This window comes from Candidatus Woesearchaeota archaeon (assembly GCA_021734105.1).
GTDB lineage: Archaea > Nanobdellota > Nanobdellia > Woesearchaeales > SKGA01 > SKGA01.
Map to the genome: position 1 here is coordinate 20,764 of JAIPJP010000007.1, position 17,352 is coordinate 38,115.

The following is a 17,352-nucleotide window of genomic DNA, read 5'->3' on the forward strand; positions in this document are numbered from 1 at the left end:
AAGGCACATCATTCATAAAGTTTTTATATATCTGAAACAATTGTATCTAGAAGGGATATCTAATGGTTGATTGTGAAATGTGTGGCAAACCGGGCGAGGGCATTAAAAAAGCTAAAATAGAAGGAACTATTATGGCCGTTTGTGTTGGGTGCGCAACCTATGGCACTGAAGTTGCCATGCCTAAAAAAGTTTCTGCAAAAGTTATTCGAAATTATGCGCCTAAAGAGTTTAAAAATTCTGATGAAGATGCAAGCATTGTTTCAAACGCAGGAAATCTTCTTAAAAGAGCTCGTGAAAAACAAGGTTTAAAACAAGAACAACTTGCAAAAAAAATTAATGAAAAAGAATCACTTATTCATAACATTGAATCAGGCAAGTTTAAACCTCGACTCGAAACTGCAAGAAAATTAGAAAAATTCTTTGGAATAAATCTTATTCAACAAACGTCTCTACAAGAAGATAATACTTTTCTTCAAACAAATAACAACGAAGAATATTTAACAATGGGTGATTTGCTCAAACAATCATTTACGAAGAAATAGGGCTATCCCATCCTAAAAAATAATAAATTTCATACCCCGCAACATCATAAATTTTCTTAAATTGTTCATTATATTTCATTACAAAAAGTAATCCTTCCTCTGGTTGTTGCCAAACAGCACCTTGAAGCATCGCGGGATCAATAAAAATAAATGCGACATCATGTCGATTTAATAACAAAGAAACATAAGAAAAACTTTGAGAATCAAAAAGCGGGGAGGTATCATCTCGATAAGCAGACAACCCGGTAAAAAATTCAATAAAATCAGCTTTTTCTAAAGGTGCAAGAATTAATGCGTTCTTATAAAGAGGATTATCTGTAATTGATGCACGTAAATAAGTAAGGGCTTGTACATGTTGTTGAGTTGGCGCTTGACGTATTTCTTCTTGTATATAGCTTGTTGTTGAAAAAAGAAGAATACAAACAAAAAGTAAGGCTGTTAATTGTTGTAGTGAATGAGTGTGCCATTTTTTGGAGAAGAGTAACACAAACCCTTGTACTGCGTAATAAGAAAGTAGAGCTATACCCAGTATTCGTAAAGGTTCGTATACAATTGAAAAAATAAGTAATAAAGCTTGCAAGGCTCGTTGTCCACGCAATTTTACTTTCACATGCATTGCTAAAAATCCTCCAATACCCAATAAAATAAGGAAAAGCGAATAACCATAGCGCCCACCTAGAAAACTAAAAAATGAATCTAAATTAAATTGAAGTGGAGCATGAAATACGATATGAAATGGCAAAAAACCGCTTGCTAAAAGAATCACAACATAGGTAACAATCAAGAGTAGGGCATTTTTGTTTTGTTTTTTAAAAAATTCTAAAAAGAAAATTCCTGCAAACAAAAGAGTTGCATAAAAAGGATTGAGTAAAAAAAGAACTCCCAAAAATAAAAGATAAAAATAGTTGCGTAGCAAATACAAATAAATGGCCAATAAGCTAAAAAACAATAAAGCTGAGTAAAGAGTTAATCCTACATGCATAGCTAAAAATGCAGGAGTTAATACAAAAACAAGTAAAGATGCAATAAGTTCAGGCATGGATTCTACTGAGTGAAAAATAAGTACTGTGAAGAGTATAAGTGAGCCTAAAGCAAGTAATAAAGGGATAAGTATAACAACGAGTTGTGGTGAAAAAGATTGAAGAAAAAAATTAATAATTGCATCATAAAAATTCAAAGGTATTGATTGCCCAGCAATGAGATGAGTATATGTTTCCAAATTTGAAGAGAAAGGATTGCCTTTTGCATTTCGAAGTAGTGGTATAAGTACTGTGATAAAAAAAGAGACTACCATGCTTAAAAAAAGCATTCCTTTTTGTTGTGTGCTTAATCGTTTACGCGACATTTTACCTCATATGCACTTACTTCTTTCCATTCATAAATAGGTAAGAAGCAATTGCTGTTTTCAAATAAACGTTTTGCTTTAGGATAATCCTGAATAGTTAATGGAGTTATTAAAACGTGCGTTATTCCATAACGTTGAAGTGTTTTAAGAACTGTCGTTTGCGATTGTGATAGAAATATCGTTTTTGCATCTGTATACCGTTGTTGTGCATTCGGCGCAAGAATAAAATTCATATCATAAAAATTTTTCCTGTGAGTTTGAGCAGATATTAAATGTCCTTCAGTAATGTGGCCAAGAACCGTTGCGTCTAAAGGTAACATGCCGTCTAATGAAGTAAAAACATTCACTTCATCAAGTGATGGTGCTTGTTGTGTAATGGTGTCTTGATAAATAAGAACAGGTAAAAAATTAAGAATAACTAGAATAAAAAATCCAACAAGAAATAAAAATTTTGCATGAGGAATAATTGTTTTTTTGGTAAAAAGGTGTAGCTGTTTAATTGCAGGTCCTGAAAGAAGAATGAACGTTAGTGTGGTGTAGAAAAGCCCTTCTGCTAAAGGTAAAAATCCAAACCACGTAATGATACTAAATACAAATGCTAATGAAGTAAGAAAAAGATGTAAGCGCGAGCGTTGTACAAATAACGTCCGATAAATAGTGTGTATCCCTAAAAGTAAAGGTACAATACCAACAAGAGATACTGCTAAAGGAACGGTTAAGCCTTGCAAAGTACTAACAACTAATTCTCGAGGCATGGTTTTCCATAAAATAGTAGAGCCATATTGAAAAAATAATGGTTTATAAAGCAAGAGATGAAACCAAATAATAAGAACGCTTGAAAAAATAAGAAATTCGAATTCTCGTTTGCGAACAGCAAGACTTTCCAGTTTAAGAAGTAATAAATAAAGACCAAAACCAGCCACAAACACTAAAGTTAAAGAACTTATGAGCATTGCGCCAACAAATGCAATAATTAGCCACGTAATAAATTTCTTTTTACTTGATTCGAAAAAAAAGAAAATGAGAAGTAAATATAAAACAGCAAATAAAGTGGAAGGAAGCAAAGTGTTTAAATGCGTAGTGAGTATGCTTGGACTTAGTGCTGCAATAATTGTTGTAAGAAGCGCCACCCATCTATCTTTAGTTACTCGTTGAGTTATTTTATAAACCAAAAATAATACAAGCAGACCAAAAATAATACTACCATACTTAAAGAGTAATAATGTCGGAATAAATACTGCAACACCTGCAAGAATAGTGTAAAAAACAATTCCACTATAAGTAATTCTTCCTTGATAACTTAAATCATCAACAAAAAGAGGGAAACCTGTTTGGTGAATGTGTTCAATTTGACGTATACCATAATAAGCATCATATGCAGGAACTGGACTTTGTAGAACAAAATAGAGTTTAACAGTCAAAACAATGACTAGTAAAGCAATTAAGATCCATTCTTGTGTTCGTTTTGGTTTAACTGCTTCTACTGTTTTTACTAATTTTTGCAATGATTCTGATGCAGGCATCGTAAACAGAAAAAGAACGAACTAGTTTTTAAATCTGTGTAAAAAGAAGAAATTAAAAGAAAAAAAGAAATAAAAAAAACTAAAAAGCTTAAAAAACCTATTTCTTGCGTTTTTTAGCGGGTTTCTTTTTTGCTGCTTTCTTAGTTGAGCTCGTTTTAGCAGCCTTTTTTGGCTTTGTTAAAGCGCCTCGCTTACCTAGCTTTGCTTCAATTGCGCGTTCTTCTCGCTCTATTTTCAGCTCCTCTTGAAGAACTCTGTTTGTTAATGCCTCAATGTTTAAATCCATGCGTGCAATTCTTCGCTCTAAAAGAATGAGAACCCGTAAACTATAAACAATTGCTGCAAGAGTACCTATAATTATGCCCAGAATAACAGTATCAGTTGCCATTGTTAAAATCTCACCTCATATGATATACTGATTTACGCCAGAAGAGTATATAAATCTATCGCCAAATAAAGCTTAAAAATAACTAAAGTTCTCTTGCTAGAAGCTCTGATTTTGATGAAAAGGGCCCTCGAAACGAAAAATATTTAAATACAATTAAGTCCTTTGTACTATCCTGTCCTAGTGACGTTTTTTGAGGGTGATATAATGCTTAAGATGAAAAAAATTAGCGAGACGTACGATATGCGTGTATTTACTGATGCTGGAGATTATTTTGGAGATATTGAAGAATCCATTCTCACACAGACAAAGATTTTTGGTTGGAAAGTCCGAGCAACAAAAAACTCATTTCTTAACAAAGTGCTGGGTAGTGCTAAGGGAGTTATCGTACCACATCAATTGGTGAAGTCCATTGGCGATATTATGATTATTTCAAAAACAGCTATTCCCTCCTATCGTCAAGATGAAGAAGAATAAGCACTAATTTTTTTTATTTCATAAGTTTTGCTTAGGTATGAAGAAAAGTTTTGCTTTTCTTGCACAAAAAAACAAGAAATTGTTTTTTATACTGAAAATACATATCTGGTTTAAGCATATTCTTATATCCTATTCGGTGCGTAACGTGAACTCTGCCATAAAATATACTGCGTTAAAACATCCTTGGTTTTACCATTACTACGTTGATGTCCAAAAAACACATCTTTATACGCCGCAAAAATTACATTCATTCTTAGAATCCATGTTTAATGCATGTCCACATCATAAATTTTTAGATGGGCCTCGCTCGAGCAGTCTGAAAATGAAGTCAGGTGCAACACTAACAGAAATCCCAAATAATGATGTGTGTCACTTTGCAACGCAAGGCAATGCGTGGGGCTTACAAGGAACTGCTCATGGCAATGTACAATTACACATGTTGCAAAATGATCCTAAAACTATTGGTGTTGAAGTACCATTATGGTTAGACAAAGATGAGTACCAAGCACTCGGACTTCAGTTTGAAAAAGACGGCCCACTCACAGGACACATCGATATTGTGCGAATTGAAGATGATAAGATTTGGATTTGGGATTATAAACCAAAAGCTGTAAAAGAAAAATTTGCTGATACGCAAGTCTTGATGTATGCTATTATGCTCGCAACGCGTATTGGTCTTCCGCTTGAAAATTTTATGTGCGGTTATTTTGATGAAAAAACAAGTTATGTCTTCAAACCAGATTTTCTGCAGCTCAAACCAATTCTAAAGGTCAGTAAACGTGATGAATGCTAAAATTTTAAATACATAAACTAAAAGAAAAAGAAGCATGACAATTATCAAAACTAAAGATTTTACGCTCAGACCTATTCGAGCAAGCGATGCGCAGGGCTATCTCGAGTGTCATGAAGATAAAGAAGCTAAAGCTAATTTCACTTCAGTTCCTACAACAATACACGAAGCCAAAGAGGAAATTCTTGAAGGTAAGAAAGAACGAAATGCAATAAATAAAAAGTTTGCAATAATCGTTGAAGGCAAATTTGCAGGCTTTATCAATTTAGAACTAACTAACCATCCTCGCTATAAACATTCAGCAAATATTAGTTATGGAATCCATAAAGATTTTCGAGGGCAAGGCCTTGCAACAAAAGCGTTAAAGAAAATCACCACATATGGACTTAACGAACTAAAACTAAAACGCATTTCTGGATATTGTAGAACACACAACAAAGCATCAGCAAAAGTATTAGCTAATGCTGGTTATGAGCATGAAGGTACATTAAGAAAAAACAAATTCATGAATGGTAAATATCTTGATGATATGATTTGGGCTAAAGTCAAGTAAAAAATTAATTCTTAGCTTGCTTCCACAGTAAATTAAAAAAAGCTCTATTCGAATCAGCTGCGACCTTATTATGAATTAACGTGACAACCGGCTCATTAGTCCAAATAATAATCATCGTCTTATCGTTCCAAATAATTGTTTCTGTCAATGGTTCAAATTCTTTTTCTAAAAAACGTAAATCTTCATCAGTATATGCTTTGCTTTGTTTCATCCAAGAACGCAAGGATTCATTAAATATTAATTTACAAGAAATATTTTTTTCTTGTTGAATAACATGATTGCGAAGCCAGAAAGCATCCCCCATCACGTCAACAGAAGTAAGAGCGCCTCCATAAGCAACATAAGATGATGCTTCAGCATATAGTTCGTGAAATGCTCGTCTTACTCCCTGTACTCCTTGAAAAATTCTCGCCTCTTCTGTTTGCAAAGTTTTTTGTTTTAGTAGAGTAATATCTTTTGTTAATCGCTTCAATTGTGTTTGTTGTTGCTTCAATTGATTTTCTTTTTGATGCAAATAATCTTCTAAAGCAGATGGTGGTTCAGGGAAAAAAACCGACCTAGTACCTTCTATAATAGATGAAACAACACCTTTATCCATTAACTTTTGAAGATTATCATATACAATATTCTTATGCACTTTTAGCTCCTTAACAAGCGTTCTAGCGTCAGCTCTACCATAGCTAAGAAGCACTACGTAGACTTTGGCTTCATTAACATTAAAACCTATAGCCACAAAATCTGTAAAATCCATTATAGTAGTCATAGATTATGACAACTAGTTTTTATATACTTTTCTGATGCTACTTAAAAGTAGTAAACATTGATTCATTAAACGAGGCGATAACAATGTTGACCAAAAAATTAAAGCGGTTTCAGAAAGTGCTACCGAAAATAAAACAAGAAGTAACAGACATCGGAGAACTCATCGAGCAGCAAGAATTCAAGAAAGGAAACTATAGATTACATGCAGTTCCAATAAACAACACGCTCTATCTCGCAGCCGATGCTAAATCAATGAACAAACACGATAACCAATCAGGACGTGGTTGTTGGCGATATATATTCAACAAAGAGAATCAACAATATGTTGGAATTGCCAAAGAACAAGATAGCGGAAGCTATCGATGGATGTAAACAATCAAGAGAACAACAAAATGAAAAAAACAAATACTATTGATGTAAATGAACAAGAATTAATCGATATTGTAGAAAAATACGGCTACGAAGAATCTGAGCACGTGTACATACTACACAAACCACTCGATAAAATTCCAGGCTACGAAAACAAACAAATACAATTACCAGTAGCATTTCAGAATTCGGCAGAAGAAGTGGACGTAGGAACATATATGTGGACCGTATTCACAAATGAATTTTATAGAGGCGAAGCTATCAAAGACCCCAATAGGATTGGAGAAAAAACCCATCATTCAACAAATTGGGAAGAAGAATTAGCTCACCATGCAGAAACAGAAAGAATGATTGGCGGATGTGGAATTCAAGAATTCACCTATGAAAGTATTAACGCTTCACATGGAGAAACAGCGCAAGAAGCAATCAATAATCAAGTTAAAAAATATATTAATTCACTCAAAAAAGTAGAACTTGATGATTTTTACTTTTTGCGTCCGAATACATATGCATTTCAAGAGTTTCAAAAGCACAAAGAACTCCCCTCAGTAAAAAAATTCTTCGATTTGTATGCCGAAGTGAAAAATAACATAAAAAAAACAATTTTTCAATACAAATAATTTTTTATTTTTTAATTCCCTATTACATCTTCAAAACTTAATCCTTTCAAGTCAACATCTGTTTTACTAATAACAAAACTTTTTGTTGTTGCGCATAAGTCTTCCAGCGAAAAAAACGCCCATGGCGTTCCGTTGAATTTGACTGCAATCCAGGCTTCTGCTCCAAACGTTCTGGCAAAATAGTTGAGTTGGTTAATTTCGTCTTGTGGAAAATATTTTTTCTCATCAACCGTTATTTTGGCTTCTATTGCTAGCCTTCGCCCTTCTCGCCCAACAAGTATATCAGGACTCGGATAATGACTCGATCCCGATCCTGCAACGCGTACTGCTGCCCAACCTTCTTTCCAGAACGTTCTCACAAGCTCTCGCTCTGCATTAGTTCCTTTTCGCTTCGACATAATGCGTAGTTCCTTATTATGACTTTATATAGCTTTCCAGCGGCGTTTCTAGGTCAGAACACAAATATTTATATAGCAAACTACCTCTTTTTATCTTATTTGGATGAGAAAAGGGCAAATTACTGCTCATTTCTTAGTTGGAGGGGAAAATTATGAAACATGCAATTCCTTTAGCCGCTATGGAGCGGGTTTTAAAGAACAGTGGAGCACACAGAGTTTCTGAAGAGGCAAAAGTAGCACTTCGTCAAGTGTTAGAAGATATTGCCATAGAAATTGGTGAAGAAGCAAATAAGCTTGCAGCACATGCTGGTCGAAAAACAGTCAAGGCTGATGATATTAGACTTGCAAGCCACTAAAAAATAATTTTTTTTATTAAAACTTTTTTTTAAAAAAATCATAAGCGCAGATAGTGTTAGGAAAGACTGCTTTTGCTTCTTGTTCAAGCTGCGTTGTTTCTTTGTAGCGTTGTGAGAAGTGGGTGAGAATTAATTCTTGTGCTCCTGCCATACTTGCTACTTGTGCTGCTTGTTGTGCAGTCATATGCTTGTATTCTTCTGCTTTATGTTCAAGTTCATGTAAATAAACTGCTTCGCTCACAACCAAATCTACATTTGCTGCTAGTTCATGACAAGCATCAGTTAAAAGCGTATCGAAAATAAATGCAATTGATTTTCCTGGAATACTTGTTGAGACTTCATCAGGCTTTATTTCTAACTTCTTGTGCGTAATTGTTTTTCCTTCTTGAAGTTTGCCAACGTTTGGTCCTGTGATGCCTAGTTGGACAAGTTTTTTTTGATTCATTCGTCGTTTTGGTTTAATTGCAAATTTATAGCCAAGACAAGGCGTGGAATGTTCTAGATTAATTGCGGAAATAGTGTACTCATCTGTTTCAAAAATTGTTTTAACTTCTTGAGCATCAATTTCAGTAACATCTAAATCTACTTTTGTTTCAAAAATACAACTATTCATTAAATGATTCAAATGTTTTGTTGTTCCTTTTGGTCCAAAGAGTCGAAGTGATTTGGTGTCATGTCCACTAAAATTTCCTATTGTTTGAAGTAATCCAACAAGACCTGAGACGTGATCACCATGCCAGTGGCTAATGAGAATAGTTCTAATTTTCTGGGCATTCAGTTTTGCAAGCTGTATTTGACGCTGAGTTCCTTCGCCGCAATCAAGCAATATGCCTTCTCCTTTATAATCTAAGTAAATGCTTTGTACGTTGCGTTCCTTAGTAGGCACCATCCCTGCAGTTCCTAAAAATACAAGCTCCATACAAAGAATAAAACCATTGCTCATTTATAAATATGTGCGCAAACAAAGAAATGAAATAGCCTCTTTCGTCAACAAATTAATAAATCATCAACAACAAAATCTAGAACGTCTTTACAATAACACCTTTGTATTCTTGTTTAATAATATCTTTACTTTTTTTAGTGAACTCGCCGTTAGTTAAGAAAAAACACTGCATATCTTTTTGTTTTGCTTTAAGAAGAGCCGGCGCAACATCATTTTGATTGAGTTTTTTCTTGTTTCGTGCAAGACAAAACATATCCATTTGACCAACAGCCGATGGTATGCGAATAATAAATTCATATTCTCTATTTTTTGCAACGGTTTTTTCTTCAATAACGGTTATTTCTGATTGTTTAAAATAATCTAGAACGTCTTCATAAAATGGCGTTGATTCTATTGTTGTTTTAACATCAAGTTGTTGTTGAGCTTCATTAACCGGTTTTTGCTTTTGTACTTCTTGCTCTGCAGCCGGCTTTTCTGCTGGTTGTGGTGTTGATTGTTGTTTAGGTGTTGCTGTTGGTTGCGCAGTAGTTTGAGATGCTGGTTGTGGTGTTGATTGTTCTGGAGCAGAGGCTACTTCAAGTATTGGCTTTGGAGCAGTTGCTTGCTTTGGTTCTTCTTTTGGTTTATTACCAGCCATAAGTATATTTTTTGCATCTGTTTCGGAAAGTAGATAATAACGCCAAAAAAGCACATCTCCATTTGTTGTTTGCATAGTGAACGATTTTGCAAAATCTTTTATTTGCCGTATAGACACACGATAAAATAATTCAAGAGAGTGGTCTCGTAGTATTTGTTGTTCTTTTAAGAGTTGCTGAGTCTTTTGATCTTTTGGATTAAGATATTCGGTGAATTTTTCAAGTTGCGCTTCTTGACCTTCAAGATAATAAAAGGGACTACCGCCTTTTTTTAAGTGAGAAATTTTGACAAATCCTCGTCCTGCAAGATCGCTCAGTACAGCTCCTACAATCATCGTATCAGCACCGAGTACTTTTTTAATATCATTAGGCACAAGCGGCCCTTTAGACTTTAAAAGAGCAAGAATTTTATCTTTATCCATCAGAAATTAAGAGAAGCCTTGACTTTTTATACCTTTGGAAAAGTAAGAATATGCTAAGTTCGGACTACCGGTGAGCAACTCGTAGTTATGGGCGGACCCATTTAATTTCCCAGTAGGTAACATCGTTTTCATCGTCAACAACGCCCATCATAAGTCTTTTTTTTGTAGAATGAGCCACTCTATTTTTTGCTGCAAAGTCAAACCAAGTATATTTTTCGCCTTCATGCACAGGATAGACTATCCATCGTGCATGGTCTTGTCCTGGTTTAATTCCTCTGTCATATACGCGAAAATCTGCTCCAAATTTAAGTGCAGTTTTAACAACATAACCTCTGTTTCGCATGTCTTTGTAAACAGCATATCGTATCCAGAATTTTGGTTCTACTCTACTTGCTTTTGAAACAAAGCTTGGAAAATCAAGTTGATTATTTTTTCCATTAAGCACGACAATTTTCTTTTTTTCCATTAAATATAATGCTTCAGTTAAAGAGAGTTGTACCTTCCCATCTTCAAGCACTGTTCCAAACGCACTTTGGTTAAAAAGTTCTCGTGCAAGATCCGTATCTTCAGTAATAACTCGTTCTCGAGCAAACGTCGTTTTTATTGGACCTATATTTTTTTGCTTCTTGCTTGCATTATCAACTACTAATAATTGGGGGTTTGTTACTGGTTGCTCTTCTTTTGTTGCTTTAGCTTCACGAGAAATTTTTTGTTTCTGCGCACTAGCAATTTTTTTACGTTCCTTTGTAGTTACTTTTTTTGCAGCAGTTTTTGTAGCCACTTGAGGAGTGGTTTTTGCAGCAGTTTTTGTAGTAGTCTTTTTTGCAGGCATAAATATACAGAGTCAAAGTCCATTTAAAAAGGTTTGTGTGAGTGCAAACAGCACATTTTTATAGTTAAACTCGCTAAGAAGATTCATGGGTGTTGCAATGAGCGGCCTTCTTAAGGCCCAAGAAACAAGTATTGAAGAGTTACACGACAAAGTAATTGCTGTTGATGCTATGAACATGCTCTATCAATTCGTTACTACCATTCGTCAACAAGATGGTACGCCGCTTAAAGATAGCAAGGGCAATATCACCAGTCATCTCACCGGTCTTTTTGCACGGACAACCCGCATGCTCCAAAAAGGACTAAAGCTTGTTTTTGTCTTCGATGGCGAGATGCCAACGCTTAAGGCTGCCGAACGTGCAAGACGTAATGAGCTCAAAGAAAAAGCTCGCGAGCAATTAGAAAAAGCAACAGCAAACCGAGATATTACCCAAATGAAAAAACTTTCGAGCAGAACTGCAAAGATTACTTCTGAAATAATTCAAGAAAGTAAAGACCTCTTAACAGCTTTAGGTATTCCTATTATACAAGCACCAAGTGAAGGTGAAGCGCAAGCTGCATTTATGGTGTCGCGAGGCGATTGTGATTTTGTTGCCTCGCAAGATGTTGATTGTTTAATTTATGGCGGTCCTAAAATGATTCGAAATCTGGGTCTTTCGCCAAAAAGGAAAAAAATTAATGCACTTACGTATAAAACTATCCAACCAGAAATTATCACATTAAATCACGTTCTTAAAGAATTAGATATTTCTCTTCATCAACTGCGAGCTCTTGCTATGCTTGTTGGTACTGATTTTAATATTGGCGGCGTGAAAGGTCTTGGTCCAAAAAAAGGTTTAACATTAGTCAAAAAGTTTGGTGATGATCTTGAAGGGTTATTTACAGAAGTTAATTTTCAAGAAGAATGTGCTGTTTATTGGAAAGACGTCTTTGATACTATTGCTAAAATGCCCACAACTGACGAGTATGAGTTAGAATGGAAATCAATTGATAAAGAAGCCCTGAACAAATTATTAGTGGAAGACCATGACTTCTCAACAGAACGAGTTAATCATGCAATAGAAGCACTAGAAAAAGAAAAAAAGAGTAGTCAACAAACAAGTTTGGGCAATTATTTTTAAATAAACAACAAGTTTTTATACGTATAAAAAAAGGAAAAGAATATGATAAACAAAGAGCTAAGCGATATCACAAATCAAGAATTTAGAAAAGATATTCCAGACATAGTAACTAAAAAAGAAGTAGAAAAACAAGTAGATGATTTTTTGAATTTTAAAACACATCGAAAAGAAAAAAAAGAGTATAAACCACAATCGTTCGATTCTAACTGTACTAATGTGCGACTTGCCTATGGCAGAATAAAAACGAAAGCTGATGCAGATAAAGAAGTAGAAACATTCATTAATTTTCTCCCTAAACAAGAGAGCGAAAGTGTAATACACTATACTTTACGACAATTAAAAAAAACTTATAATAATACAAAAAACAAAATTAAACAATACAATGCAGGTAAATAAAATGGAAGAAACACAAAACAACGGAGTTGTTGGTGTCTCTGGCGAGACATTCGAACAAAAGGTTATTCGTAACGTACAAGGAAATTTTGCAGTCTATAAAACAACTGAGGTTGTCGGCGATAAGAGCTTCATGCCAAATTTAGAATGGGCTGAGCCTGAAGATGTGGATAAGTTCTTCATGTTTGCAAAGAATCTTGGTGTTAAAGTTATCTACATCACTGAAGGTGAAGATGAAGAAGATACTGATAATCCAACGAAAAATACTATTTTGCAAGTTGGTTTTCTTCACCAAGGAATTATGCACCATATTGATTATGCTGATGATGACGATGATGATAATGTAGAGTATGAAGATGACGAAGAATCTGAGGATGAGGAAGATGAAACGCTCGAGTATAATTCTGCAGATTCCAAGCAAGAAGAGGAAGTGCCAACTACTCAGCCAAGCCCGCAACCAATCCCTCAACCCGCTCCACAACCAACTCAGCAACAGCAAGGTTTGGGTAATCCGCAAGGACAACAGTTTAATCAGAATCAATTCTGATTATTTTTTCTTTTTTATCTTTTTTTTATTAATTTGTAGTAATATAAAGAGAAAACCAATATAACTACTAGTTCTTTGGTTAAGAAATAATCTTTAAATCTTCAAGGTAGTAACTTTACTCATACCGTGTTCGTTCATGGAGACGCCGTAGAGATTGTCTGCTTCGCTGATAACGCCGTCGTTATGGCTAATAACTACATATTGTGCGTGTTCACAGTAACCTCGAATAAGTTCAGCGAGTTTTTGCGAGTTCTTTTTATCAAGTGCTGCATCGACTTCGTCGAGTACATAGAAGCTTGCTGGTTCGTATTCTTGGACTGCAAAGAGGAATGCCAATGCTGTCATTGTTTTCTCGCCGCCGGAAAGACTTCGAATATCCATGAATCGTTTTCCGGTGAGTCGTACTTTAATTTCTACGCCTCCTGCAAAAGGGTCTTTTGAATTTTCTAAAACAATGCTTGCTTCTCCTTTCATCAGAAGTGTTGAGAATATTCGTTTGAAGTTTTCTTGGAGTGCTTCGAATGTTTTCATAAAAAGTTCTTTTTTCTTGCTATCAATTTCATTCATCATGAGAAGTACATCTTCTCGTTCTTTTCGCAAAGTTTCTTTTTTCGCCAATAAATTAGTGTACTCTTCTGCAACTTCTTCATAAATTTCAAGTGCACGCATATTAACTGCGCCAAGGTCTGCTGTAAGTCTATCAAATTCATTAAGTTCTCGCTTTATTATCTCTTTATTTTTACTAGTGAATGATTCAACACCTTGATAATCTTTGTCTTCTTCATAATAGCCCGCAAGCTCAGCTTTAATTCGTGCATTTTCTAATGCATATGCATTATTTTTCATTTCAATACCGCGTTGAGTTGTATTATGTTGAGCAATATTATTCTCTGCTTTACTAACTAGATCTGTTAGTTTTGATCGTTTGGTAAACAATTCTTTAAACTGTGCGTAAAATGCTGCTTCTTGTTTTTCTTTCGCCTTTAAATCGGTTTCATCACGTTTAATAGTTTCTTGCAGTTTTACTTTTTCTGCTTTAAATCCTGTTGCTTCTTTTTCGTGTTGTTTCATAATTTCCAGAATTTTTCGTTCTTCTGGACCGATAATCGTTTCTGCTTCTGCAGCTACATGTTTTGCATCGCTTTGAAGCGCGATAATTTCTTGGGAAAGTTCTATTTTCTTTTCTTCAAAGGTTTTAAGTTCAGCTAGTTTTGCTGGATTTCGAAGATCCGTAAGTTTATCCCTAAGTTGTTGTCTTTCGATTTTAAGTGTTGCAAATGATTTATTTTTCTGGCTAATGATTTCTTGAATAGAATCAATTTCTTTGTCTAATGTTTTTGCTTGTTCTTGTAGTGCTTTTTTACCATCCTTATCTAAATCTGCATCGGCACTATCCAGATGTAATGCTTTTTCGGTTTTAATTATATCTCCTTCAAGTTCTCCTTTAAGATTTCGAAGGCGAGTAATAAGTTCTTCGTTCTCAGAGGATTTTTGTTCAAGAAGCGAAATAACTTGTTGTTCATCGGCAACAACGCTTTCGAGTTGTTGAATTTTTTTATTAACTTCTTCTTGTCCGAAGAGTCCTTGCTGTTTTGCTTGACGAAATCCACCTTGCATAGCACCACTAGTTTCTGCGATATCGCCAGTTATTGTTGCCATACGAAATTTCCCAATACCTACCTTTCGTGCAGTTTCTATTGATTCTACAACAAGCGTATTTCCAAAAACATATTCAAAAACTTTATTATATTGTGGTTTAAATGATATTAAATCTAGAGCCATACCTTTAATTCCTGCTCCTTTCATATTACGAACAGCTTGATCTATAGGGGGTGCTCTGAGTTTATTCATAGGTAAGAATGTTGCAACGCCAAGTCTATTCTCTTTAAGATGTCGAATACATTTTGCAGCTACTTTATCATCTTCAACAACAAGTGCTTTAATTTTGTTGCCTCCTGCAACTTCAAGTGCTAGACTCATACCTTCTTTTACATTTGCTAATTCACCAACCGTGCCATGAATACCTGGTTCTTTTTTCTTTAATTCCAAAATTGCTTTAATAGCACTACTTCCAGCAATAGATTCTAGAATATTTGCTTTCCTAGCTTCAAGCTTTGCAAGTTCTTCTTGTCGACTAAGTAGTTTGCTTCTTGCAGTTGCGAGTTGTGATGAATAATCTGATGAAGAAGATAATGCTTTTGAAAGTTCTATTGTCGCTTTTTTGAATTCTTGTTTTTTGACTTTGAGTTGTTCAAGTTCTTTTGTATGTTCAGCTTTAATACTCGCAAGTTTTTCAAGTTTATCATCAATAGTTTGGAGTTGTAAATCGACCTTATCTTTCTCTCTGAATATATCTTGTTGTTTAAGACGCAAATCATTCATTTCTTCTTGAATTTGTTCTAATTCCTTATCGAGTTTATCAATTTGTTTGTCTGCATCTGTTTCTTGTTCAAGATTGTTTTTTTTCTTAAAATTCGAGATTTTTTCTTCAATATGTGTGCGGTCTTGTTCTCTAATGCGTATTCTTTTTTGTAGTTCTACCTTTCGTTTTTCTATGTCTTTTGTTTTATCGCCTAGTTCTTGTTGACTTGTTTTAAGTTCTTGTTGTCGAGCAGCAAGTTTTTCCAATTCAGTATCAATTGTTTGGAGTCGTTGTTTATTAACAGCAACACTTACCTTGAGTTCTTCAACAAGTTTATGCATCTTCACTTGTTCTTTTTCGCCTTTTGCTTCAATTTCGTTATTAATGGTGATAATCTCTTCTTTTCGCGTAGCGACATCCGACCTGATATTTGTTATCTCATCTTCTAATTTCTTTATTTTATCATTATTTTGAGCAATATCCTGATTAATTTTCGCTATTTGTTTTTCTCGTTGATCAATTGCATCAACAATGAGCGTTTTTTTATTTCGCTTTCTGTTATCTTCTAAATTTTTGTATTTTTGTGCTTTATCTCTGTCTTTTTTGAGTTCTTTAAGATAAGAGTCACGTTCAGCTAAAATGATATCCGCTTCATTAAGTTTTTCTTCAACACGCGTAAGTTCTCGTACGGCTTTTTGTTTTTTATCTTCATAAACATTAATGCCCGCTATTTCTTCAATAATTTGTCTTCGATCGTTTGGACTCATTTCTATAAGTCGCACAATATCCCCTTGCAGAATAATATTATAACCATCAGGATTAATTCTTGCTAAACTAAGTAAATCAACGACTGCGGTTCGTGTTGTGGTCTTATTATTAACTTTATAGACTCCCTGACCACTTCCTTTAATAATTCTAGTAATCTTAACTTCATCAGCATCAACTGAGGAAAAAACTCTTTTTTTGTTATCAAACCAAATAGAAACTTCTCCTTCTTTTGCAGGTTTTTTAGTTTTACCACCATTATAGATAAGGTTACTTGATTTTTCTACGCGAAGGCCTTTTGCTCCAGCTTTTCCAAGTACAAAACAAAGAGCATCTAAAACGTTAGATTTACCACTACCGTTGGGTCCGAGAATACAATTAAATTTATTGCCTTGCTCATCAGCTTCCTCTTTATCAAAGAGAATTTCAGTTTTTGTTGCAAAGGACTTAAAGCCCTTCATTTCCATTCGTAAAATATGAGTCAATAGTATTCCCTCACACCATGAAGAATTGATGTGCCTTCATTTATAAAGATTATGCTCATTAAAAACCATGATAGAAGCGCTAAAAGTCGTCTCTAAGCGTTTTTTGGCCCTTCCTTGCATGTCGGAGTGCTTGCTGTACATTTTTAAAATGAAGCTTAACAAATAAAGAAGGTGATTTTCCTGAAGCTATAATCTGGCTAAGTGCTTGTGCTACATGCGTTGAGCCTAAAGGTAAAGTAAATCCTGCTCGCTTACGCAGCATTGCGAATTGTTCCATTCCTTTTTGTCGCGCTACAATACTCGCTGCTGCAACAGCTAACGAAAGCGTCTCTGCTTGAGTTTGAGCAACATCACCCACTATACATCCAGGAAATTTATCAACAATAAAAGGAACTTTGCCAAACCGCTTCCAAAGATCACGAGCTACTTGTTCATGAAGCTTATTAAGAAGTTGTGTTTGATTATGTGTGCGTAATAATTCATTATAGTGTTTTGGTTCTAATGAAATCCATGCAAACTTTTGAGGATACTGCTTAAGAAGTTGTGTTGCAATAGCAGCTATTTGCTCATTAGTCAGTTTTTTTGAATCTTTTACGCCTAGCCCTAAAAAATCTTCTGTGCCTTCGCTATAACAAGCGCAAACTACTATACCGCCAAAAGTATCGCCTTTGAGCGTTTCATCGCTACCAATATGCGGACCTGCTAGTAATGTTGTTTTATCCATAAAC

Annotated in this window: 20 protein-coding genes; 10 read left to right on the forward strand and 10 right to left on the reverse strand. The window is 34.8% G+C overall.

All coding sequences use genetic code 11. The features are described 5' to 3' along the window. The first annotated feature begins 62 nt into the window (after positions 1 to 62). Positions 63 to 542: a multiprotein bridging factor aMBF1 gene (locus tag K9M74_02020; GenBank protein ID MCF7798655.1), complete on the forward strand. Its 480-nt coding sequence runs from the start codon at positions 63 to 65 to the stop codon at positions 540 to 542. On the opposite strand, the gene K9M74_02025 is transcribed toward K9M74_02020, so the two are convergent. The 3 genes from K9M74_02025 to K9M74_02035 form a co-directional block, all read right to left on the reverse strand. After that, on the reverse strand, positions 529 to 1,887 hold the full coding sequence (locus K9M74_02025; GenBank protein ID MCF7798656.1) for a hypothetical protein: 1,359 nt from the start codon (positions 1,885 to 1,887) through the stop codon (positions 529 to 531). The genes K9M74_02020 and K9M74_02025 overlap by 14 nt on opposite strands. Continuing rightward, on the reverse strand, positions 1,869 to 3,410 hold the full coding sequence (locus tag K9M74_02030) for a glycosyltransferase family 39 protein (GenBank protein ID MCF7798657.1): 1,542 nt from the start codon (positions 3,408 to 3,410) through the stop codon (positions 1,869 to 1,871). Before K9M74_02030 ends, K9M74_02025 begins: the two co-directional genes overlap by 19 nt. A gap of 97 nt (positions 3,411 to 3,507) precedes the next feature. Beyond that, positions 3,508 to 3,798, reverse strand: a complete 291-nt coding sequence (locus tag K9M74_02035) for a hypothetical protein (protein MCF7798658.1) — start codon at positions 3,796 to 3,798, stop codon at positions 3,508 to 3,510. A gap of 204 nt (positions 3,799 to 4,002) precedes the next feature. On the opposite strand from K9M74_02035, the gene K9M74_02040 reads away from it, so the two are divergent. From K9M74_02040 to K9M74_02050, 3 genes are all read left to right on the forward strand, one after another. Next, on the forward strand, positions 4,003 to 4,272 hold the full coding sequence (locus K9M74_02040; protein ID MCF7798659.1) for a PRC-barrel domain-containing protein: 270 nt from the start codon (positions 4,003 to 4,005) through the stop codon (positions 4,270 to 4,272). Positions 4,273 to 4,417: 145 nt separating this feature from the next. After that, positions 4,418 to 5,065 (forward strand): PD-(D/E)XK nuclease family protein, encoded by a 648-nt coding sequence (locus K9M74_02045; protein MCF7798660.1) that lies wholly within the window; start codon positions 4,418 to 4,420, stop codon positions 5,063 to 5,065. Positions 5,066 to 5,099: 34 nt separating this feature from the next. Further along, a complete protein-coding gene (locus K9M74_02050) occupies positions 5,100 to 5,615 on the forward strand; it encodes a GNAT family N-acetyltransferase (protein ID MCF7798661.1) in 516 nt (171 codons plus the stop codon). A gap of 4 nt (positions 5,616 to 5,619) precedes the next feature. On the opposite strand, the gene K9M74_02055 is transcribed toward K9M74_02050, so the two are convergent. Continuing rightward, positions 5,620 to 6,378 carry a helix-turn-helix domain-containing protein gene (locus tag K9M74_02055; GenBank protein MCF7798662.1) on the reverse strand — a complete coding sequence of 253 codons (759 nt, stop codon included), beginning with the start codon at positions 6,376 to 6,378 and terminating at the stop codon, positions 5,620 to 5,622. Between the two features lie 116 nt (positions 6,379 to 6,494). On the opposite strand from K9M74_02055, the gene K9M74_02060 reads away from it, so the two are divergent. Next, positions 6,495 to 6,749 carry a hypothetical protein gene (locus K9M74_02060; protein ID MCF7798663.1) on the forward strand — a complete coding sequence of 85 codons (255 nt, stop codon included), beginning with the start codon at positions 6,495 to 6,497 and terminating at the stop codon, positions 6,747 to 6,749. After that, a complete protein-coding gene (locus K9M74_02065; GenBank protein MCF7798664.1) occupies positions 6,740 to 7,366 on the forward strand; it encodes a hypothetical protein in 627 nt (208 codons plus the stop codon). Before K9M74_02060 ends, K9M74_02065 begins: the two co-directional genes overlap by 10 nt. Before the next feature lie 11 nt (positions 7,367 to 7,377). Here K9M74_02065 and K9M74_02070 read toward each other — a convergent pair whose 3' ends face one another. After that, on the reverse strand, positions 7,378 to 7,764 hold the full coding sequence (locus K9M74_02070; protein MCF7798665.1) for a Holliday junction resolvase: 387 nt from the start codon (positions 7,762 to 7,764) through the stop codon (positions 7,378 to 7,380). Positions 7,765 to 7,916: 152 nt separating this feature from the next. On the opposite strand from K9M74_02070, the gene K9M74_02075 reads away from it, so the two are divergent. Next, a complete protein-coding gene (locus K9M74_02075) occupies positions 7,917 to 8,120 on the forward strand; it encodes a histone family protein (protein MCF7798666.1) in 204 nt (67 codons plus the stop codon). Positions 8,121 to 8,136: 16 nt separating this feature from the next. On the opposite strand, the gene K9M74_02080 is transcribed toward K9M74_02075, so the two are convergent. The 3 genes from K9M74_02080 to endA form a co-directional block, all read right to left on the reverse strand. Next, positions 8,137 to 9,039, reverse strand: a complete 903-nt coding sequence (locus K9M74_02080; GenBank protein ID MCF7798667.1) for a ribonuclease Z — start codon at positions 9,037 to 9,039, stop codon at positions 8,137 to 8,139. A gap of 100 nt (positions 9,040 to 9,139) precedes the next feature. Beyond that, positions 9,140 to 10,120, reverse strand: coding sequence for a hypothetical protein (locus tag K9M74_02085; protein ID MCF7798668.1), 981 nt, complete (start codon positions 10,118 to 10,120; stop codon positions 9,140 to 9,142). A gap of 85 nt (positions 10,121 to 10,205) precedes the next feature. Further along, positions 10,206 to 10,952, reverse strand: a complete 747-nt coding sequence (gene endA, locus K9M74_02090) for a tRNA-intron lyase (protein MCF7798669.1) — start codon at positions 10,950 to 10,952, stop codon at positions 10,206 to 10,208. 85 nt (positions 10,953 to 11,037) lie between these two features. Between endA and fen the strand changes: the two genes are divergently transcribed. The 3 genes from fen to K9M74_02105 are packed head-to-tail and all read left to right on the forward strand — an operon-like array spanning position 11,038 to position 13,012. Then, the gene (gene fen, locus K9M74_02095; protein ID MCF7798670.1) at positions 11,038 to 12,072 is read left to right on the forward strand and encodes a flap endonuclease-1; all 1,035 of its coding nucleotides are present in this window, start codon (positions 11,038 to 11,040) and stop codon (positions 12,070 to 12,072) included. Positions 12,073 to 12,114: 42 nt separating this feature from the next. After that, positions 12,115 to 12,468: a hypothetical protein gene (locus tag K9M74_02100; GenBank protein MCF7798671.1), complete on the forward strand. Its 354-nt coding sequence runs from the start codon at positions 12,115 to 12,117 to the stop codon at positions 12,466 to 12,468. A 1-nt stretch (position 12,469) separates the two neighbouring features. Then, a complete protein-coding gene (locus K9M74_02105) occupies positions 12,470 to 13,012 on the forward strand; it encodes a hypothetical protein (GenBank protein MCF7798672.1) in 543 nt (180 codons plus the stop codon). Positions 13,013 to 13,105: 93 nt separating this feature from the next. Here K9M74_02105 and smc read toward each other — a convergent pair whose 3' ends face one another. Both smc and K9M74_02115 read right to left on the reverse strand, forming a co-directional pair. Continuing rightward, a complete protein-coding gene (smc, locus tag K9M74_02110) occupies positions 13,106 to 16,624 on the reverse strand; it encodes a chromosome segregation protein SMC (protein ID MCF7798673.1) in 3,519 nt (1,172 codons plus the stop codon). A gap of 79 nt (positions 16,625 to 16,703) precedes the next feature. Beyond that, complete coding sequence (locus K9M74_02115) at positions 16,704 to 17,348, reverse strand: hypothetical protein (GenBank protein ID MCF7798674.1); 645 nt, start codon at positions 17,346 to 17,348, stop codon at positions 16,704 to 16,706. Positions 17,349 to 17,352 lie beyond the last annotated feature (4 nt).

Bases quoted from the DNA above. Each gene is read 5' to 3' on its own strand.
- K9M74_02105 (MCF7798672.1), top strand. From the start codon at position 12,470: ATGGAAGAAACACAAAACAACGGAGTTGTTGGTGTCTCTGGCGAGACA.
- K9M74_02030 (MCF7798657.1), bottom strand. From the start codon at position 3,410: ATGCCTGCATCAGAATCATTGCAAAAATTAGTAAAAACAGTAGAAGCA.
- K9M74_02055 (MCF7798662.1), bottom strand. From the start codon at position 6,378: ATGACTACTATAATGGATTTTACAGATTTTGTGGCTATAGGTTTTAAT.
- K9M74_02100 (MCF7798671.1), top strand. From the start codon at position 12,115: ATGATAAACAAAGAGCTAAGCGATATCACAAATCAAGAATTTAGAAAA.
- K9M74_02035 (MCF7798658.1), bottom strand. From the start codon at position 3,798: ATGGCAACTGATACTGTTATTCTGGGCATAATTATAGGTACTCTTGCA.
- endA (MCF7798669.1), bottom strand. From the start codon at position 10,952: ATGCCTGCAAAAAAGACTACTACAAAAACTGCTGCAAAAACCACTCCT.
- K9M74_02025 (MCF7798656.1), bottom strand. From the start codon at position 1,887: ATGTCGCGTAAACGATTAAGCACACAACAAAAAGGAATGCTTTTTTTA.
- K9M74_02075 (MCF7798666.1), top strand. From the start codon at position 7,917: ATGAAACATGCAATTCCTTTAGCCGCTATGGAGCGGGTTTTAAAGAAC.
- K9M74_02065 (MCF7798664.1), top strand. From the start codon at position 6,740: ATGGATGTAAACAATCAAGAGAACAACAAAATGAAAAAAACAAATACT.
- K9M74_02080 (MCF7798667.1), bottom strand. From the start codon at position 9,039: ATGGAGCTTGTATTTTTAGGAACTGCAGGGATGGTGCCTACTAAGGAA.
- K9M74_02115 (MCF7798674.1), bottom strand. From the start codon at position 17,348: ATGGATAAAACAACATTACTAGCAGGTCCGCATATTGGTAGCGATGAA.
- K9M74_02050 (MCF7798661.1), top strand. From the start codon at position 5,100: ATGACAATTATCAAAACTAAAGATTTTACGCTCAGACCTATTCGAGCA.
- K9M74_02085 (MCF7798668.1), bottom strand. From the start codon at position 10,120: ATGGATAAAGATAAAATTCTTGCTCTTTTAAAGTCTAAAGGGCCGCTT.
- K9M74_02040 (MCF7798659.1), top strand. From the start codon at position 4,003: ATGCTTAAGATGAAAAAAATTAGCGAGACGTACGATATGCGTGTATTT.
- K9M74_02070 (MCF7798665.1), bottom strand. From the start codon at position 7,764: ATGTCGAAGCGAAAAGGAACTAATGCAGAGCGAGAGCTTGTGAGAACG.
- K9M74_02020 (MCF7798655.1), top strand. From the start codon at position 63: ATGGTTGATTGTGAAATGTGTGGCAAACCGGGCGAGGGCATTAAAAAA.
- fen (MCF7798670.1), top strand. From the start codon at position 11,038: ATGGGTGTTGCAATGAGCGGCCTTCTTAAGGCCCAAGAAACAAGTATT.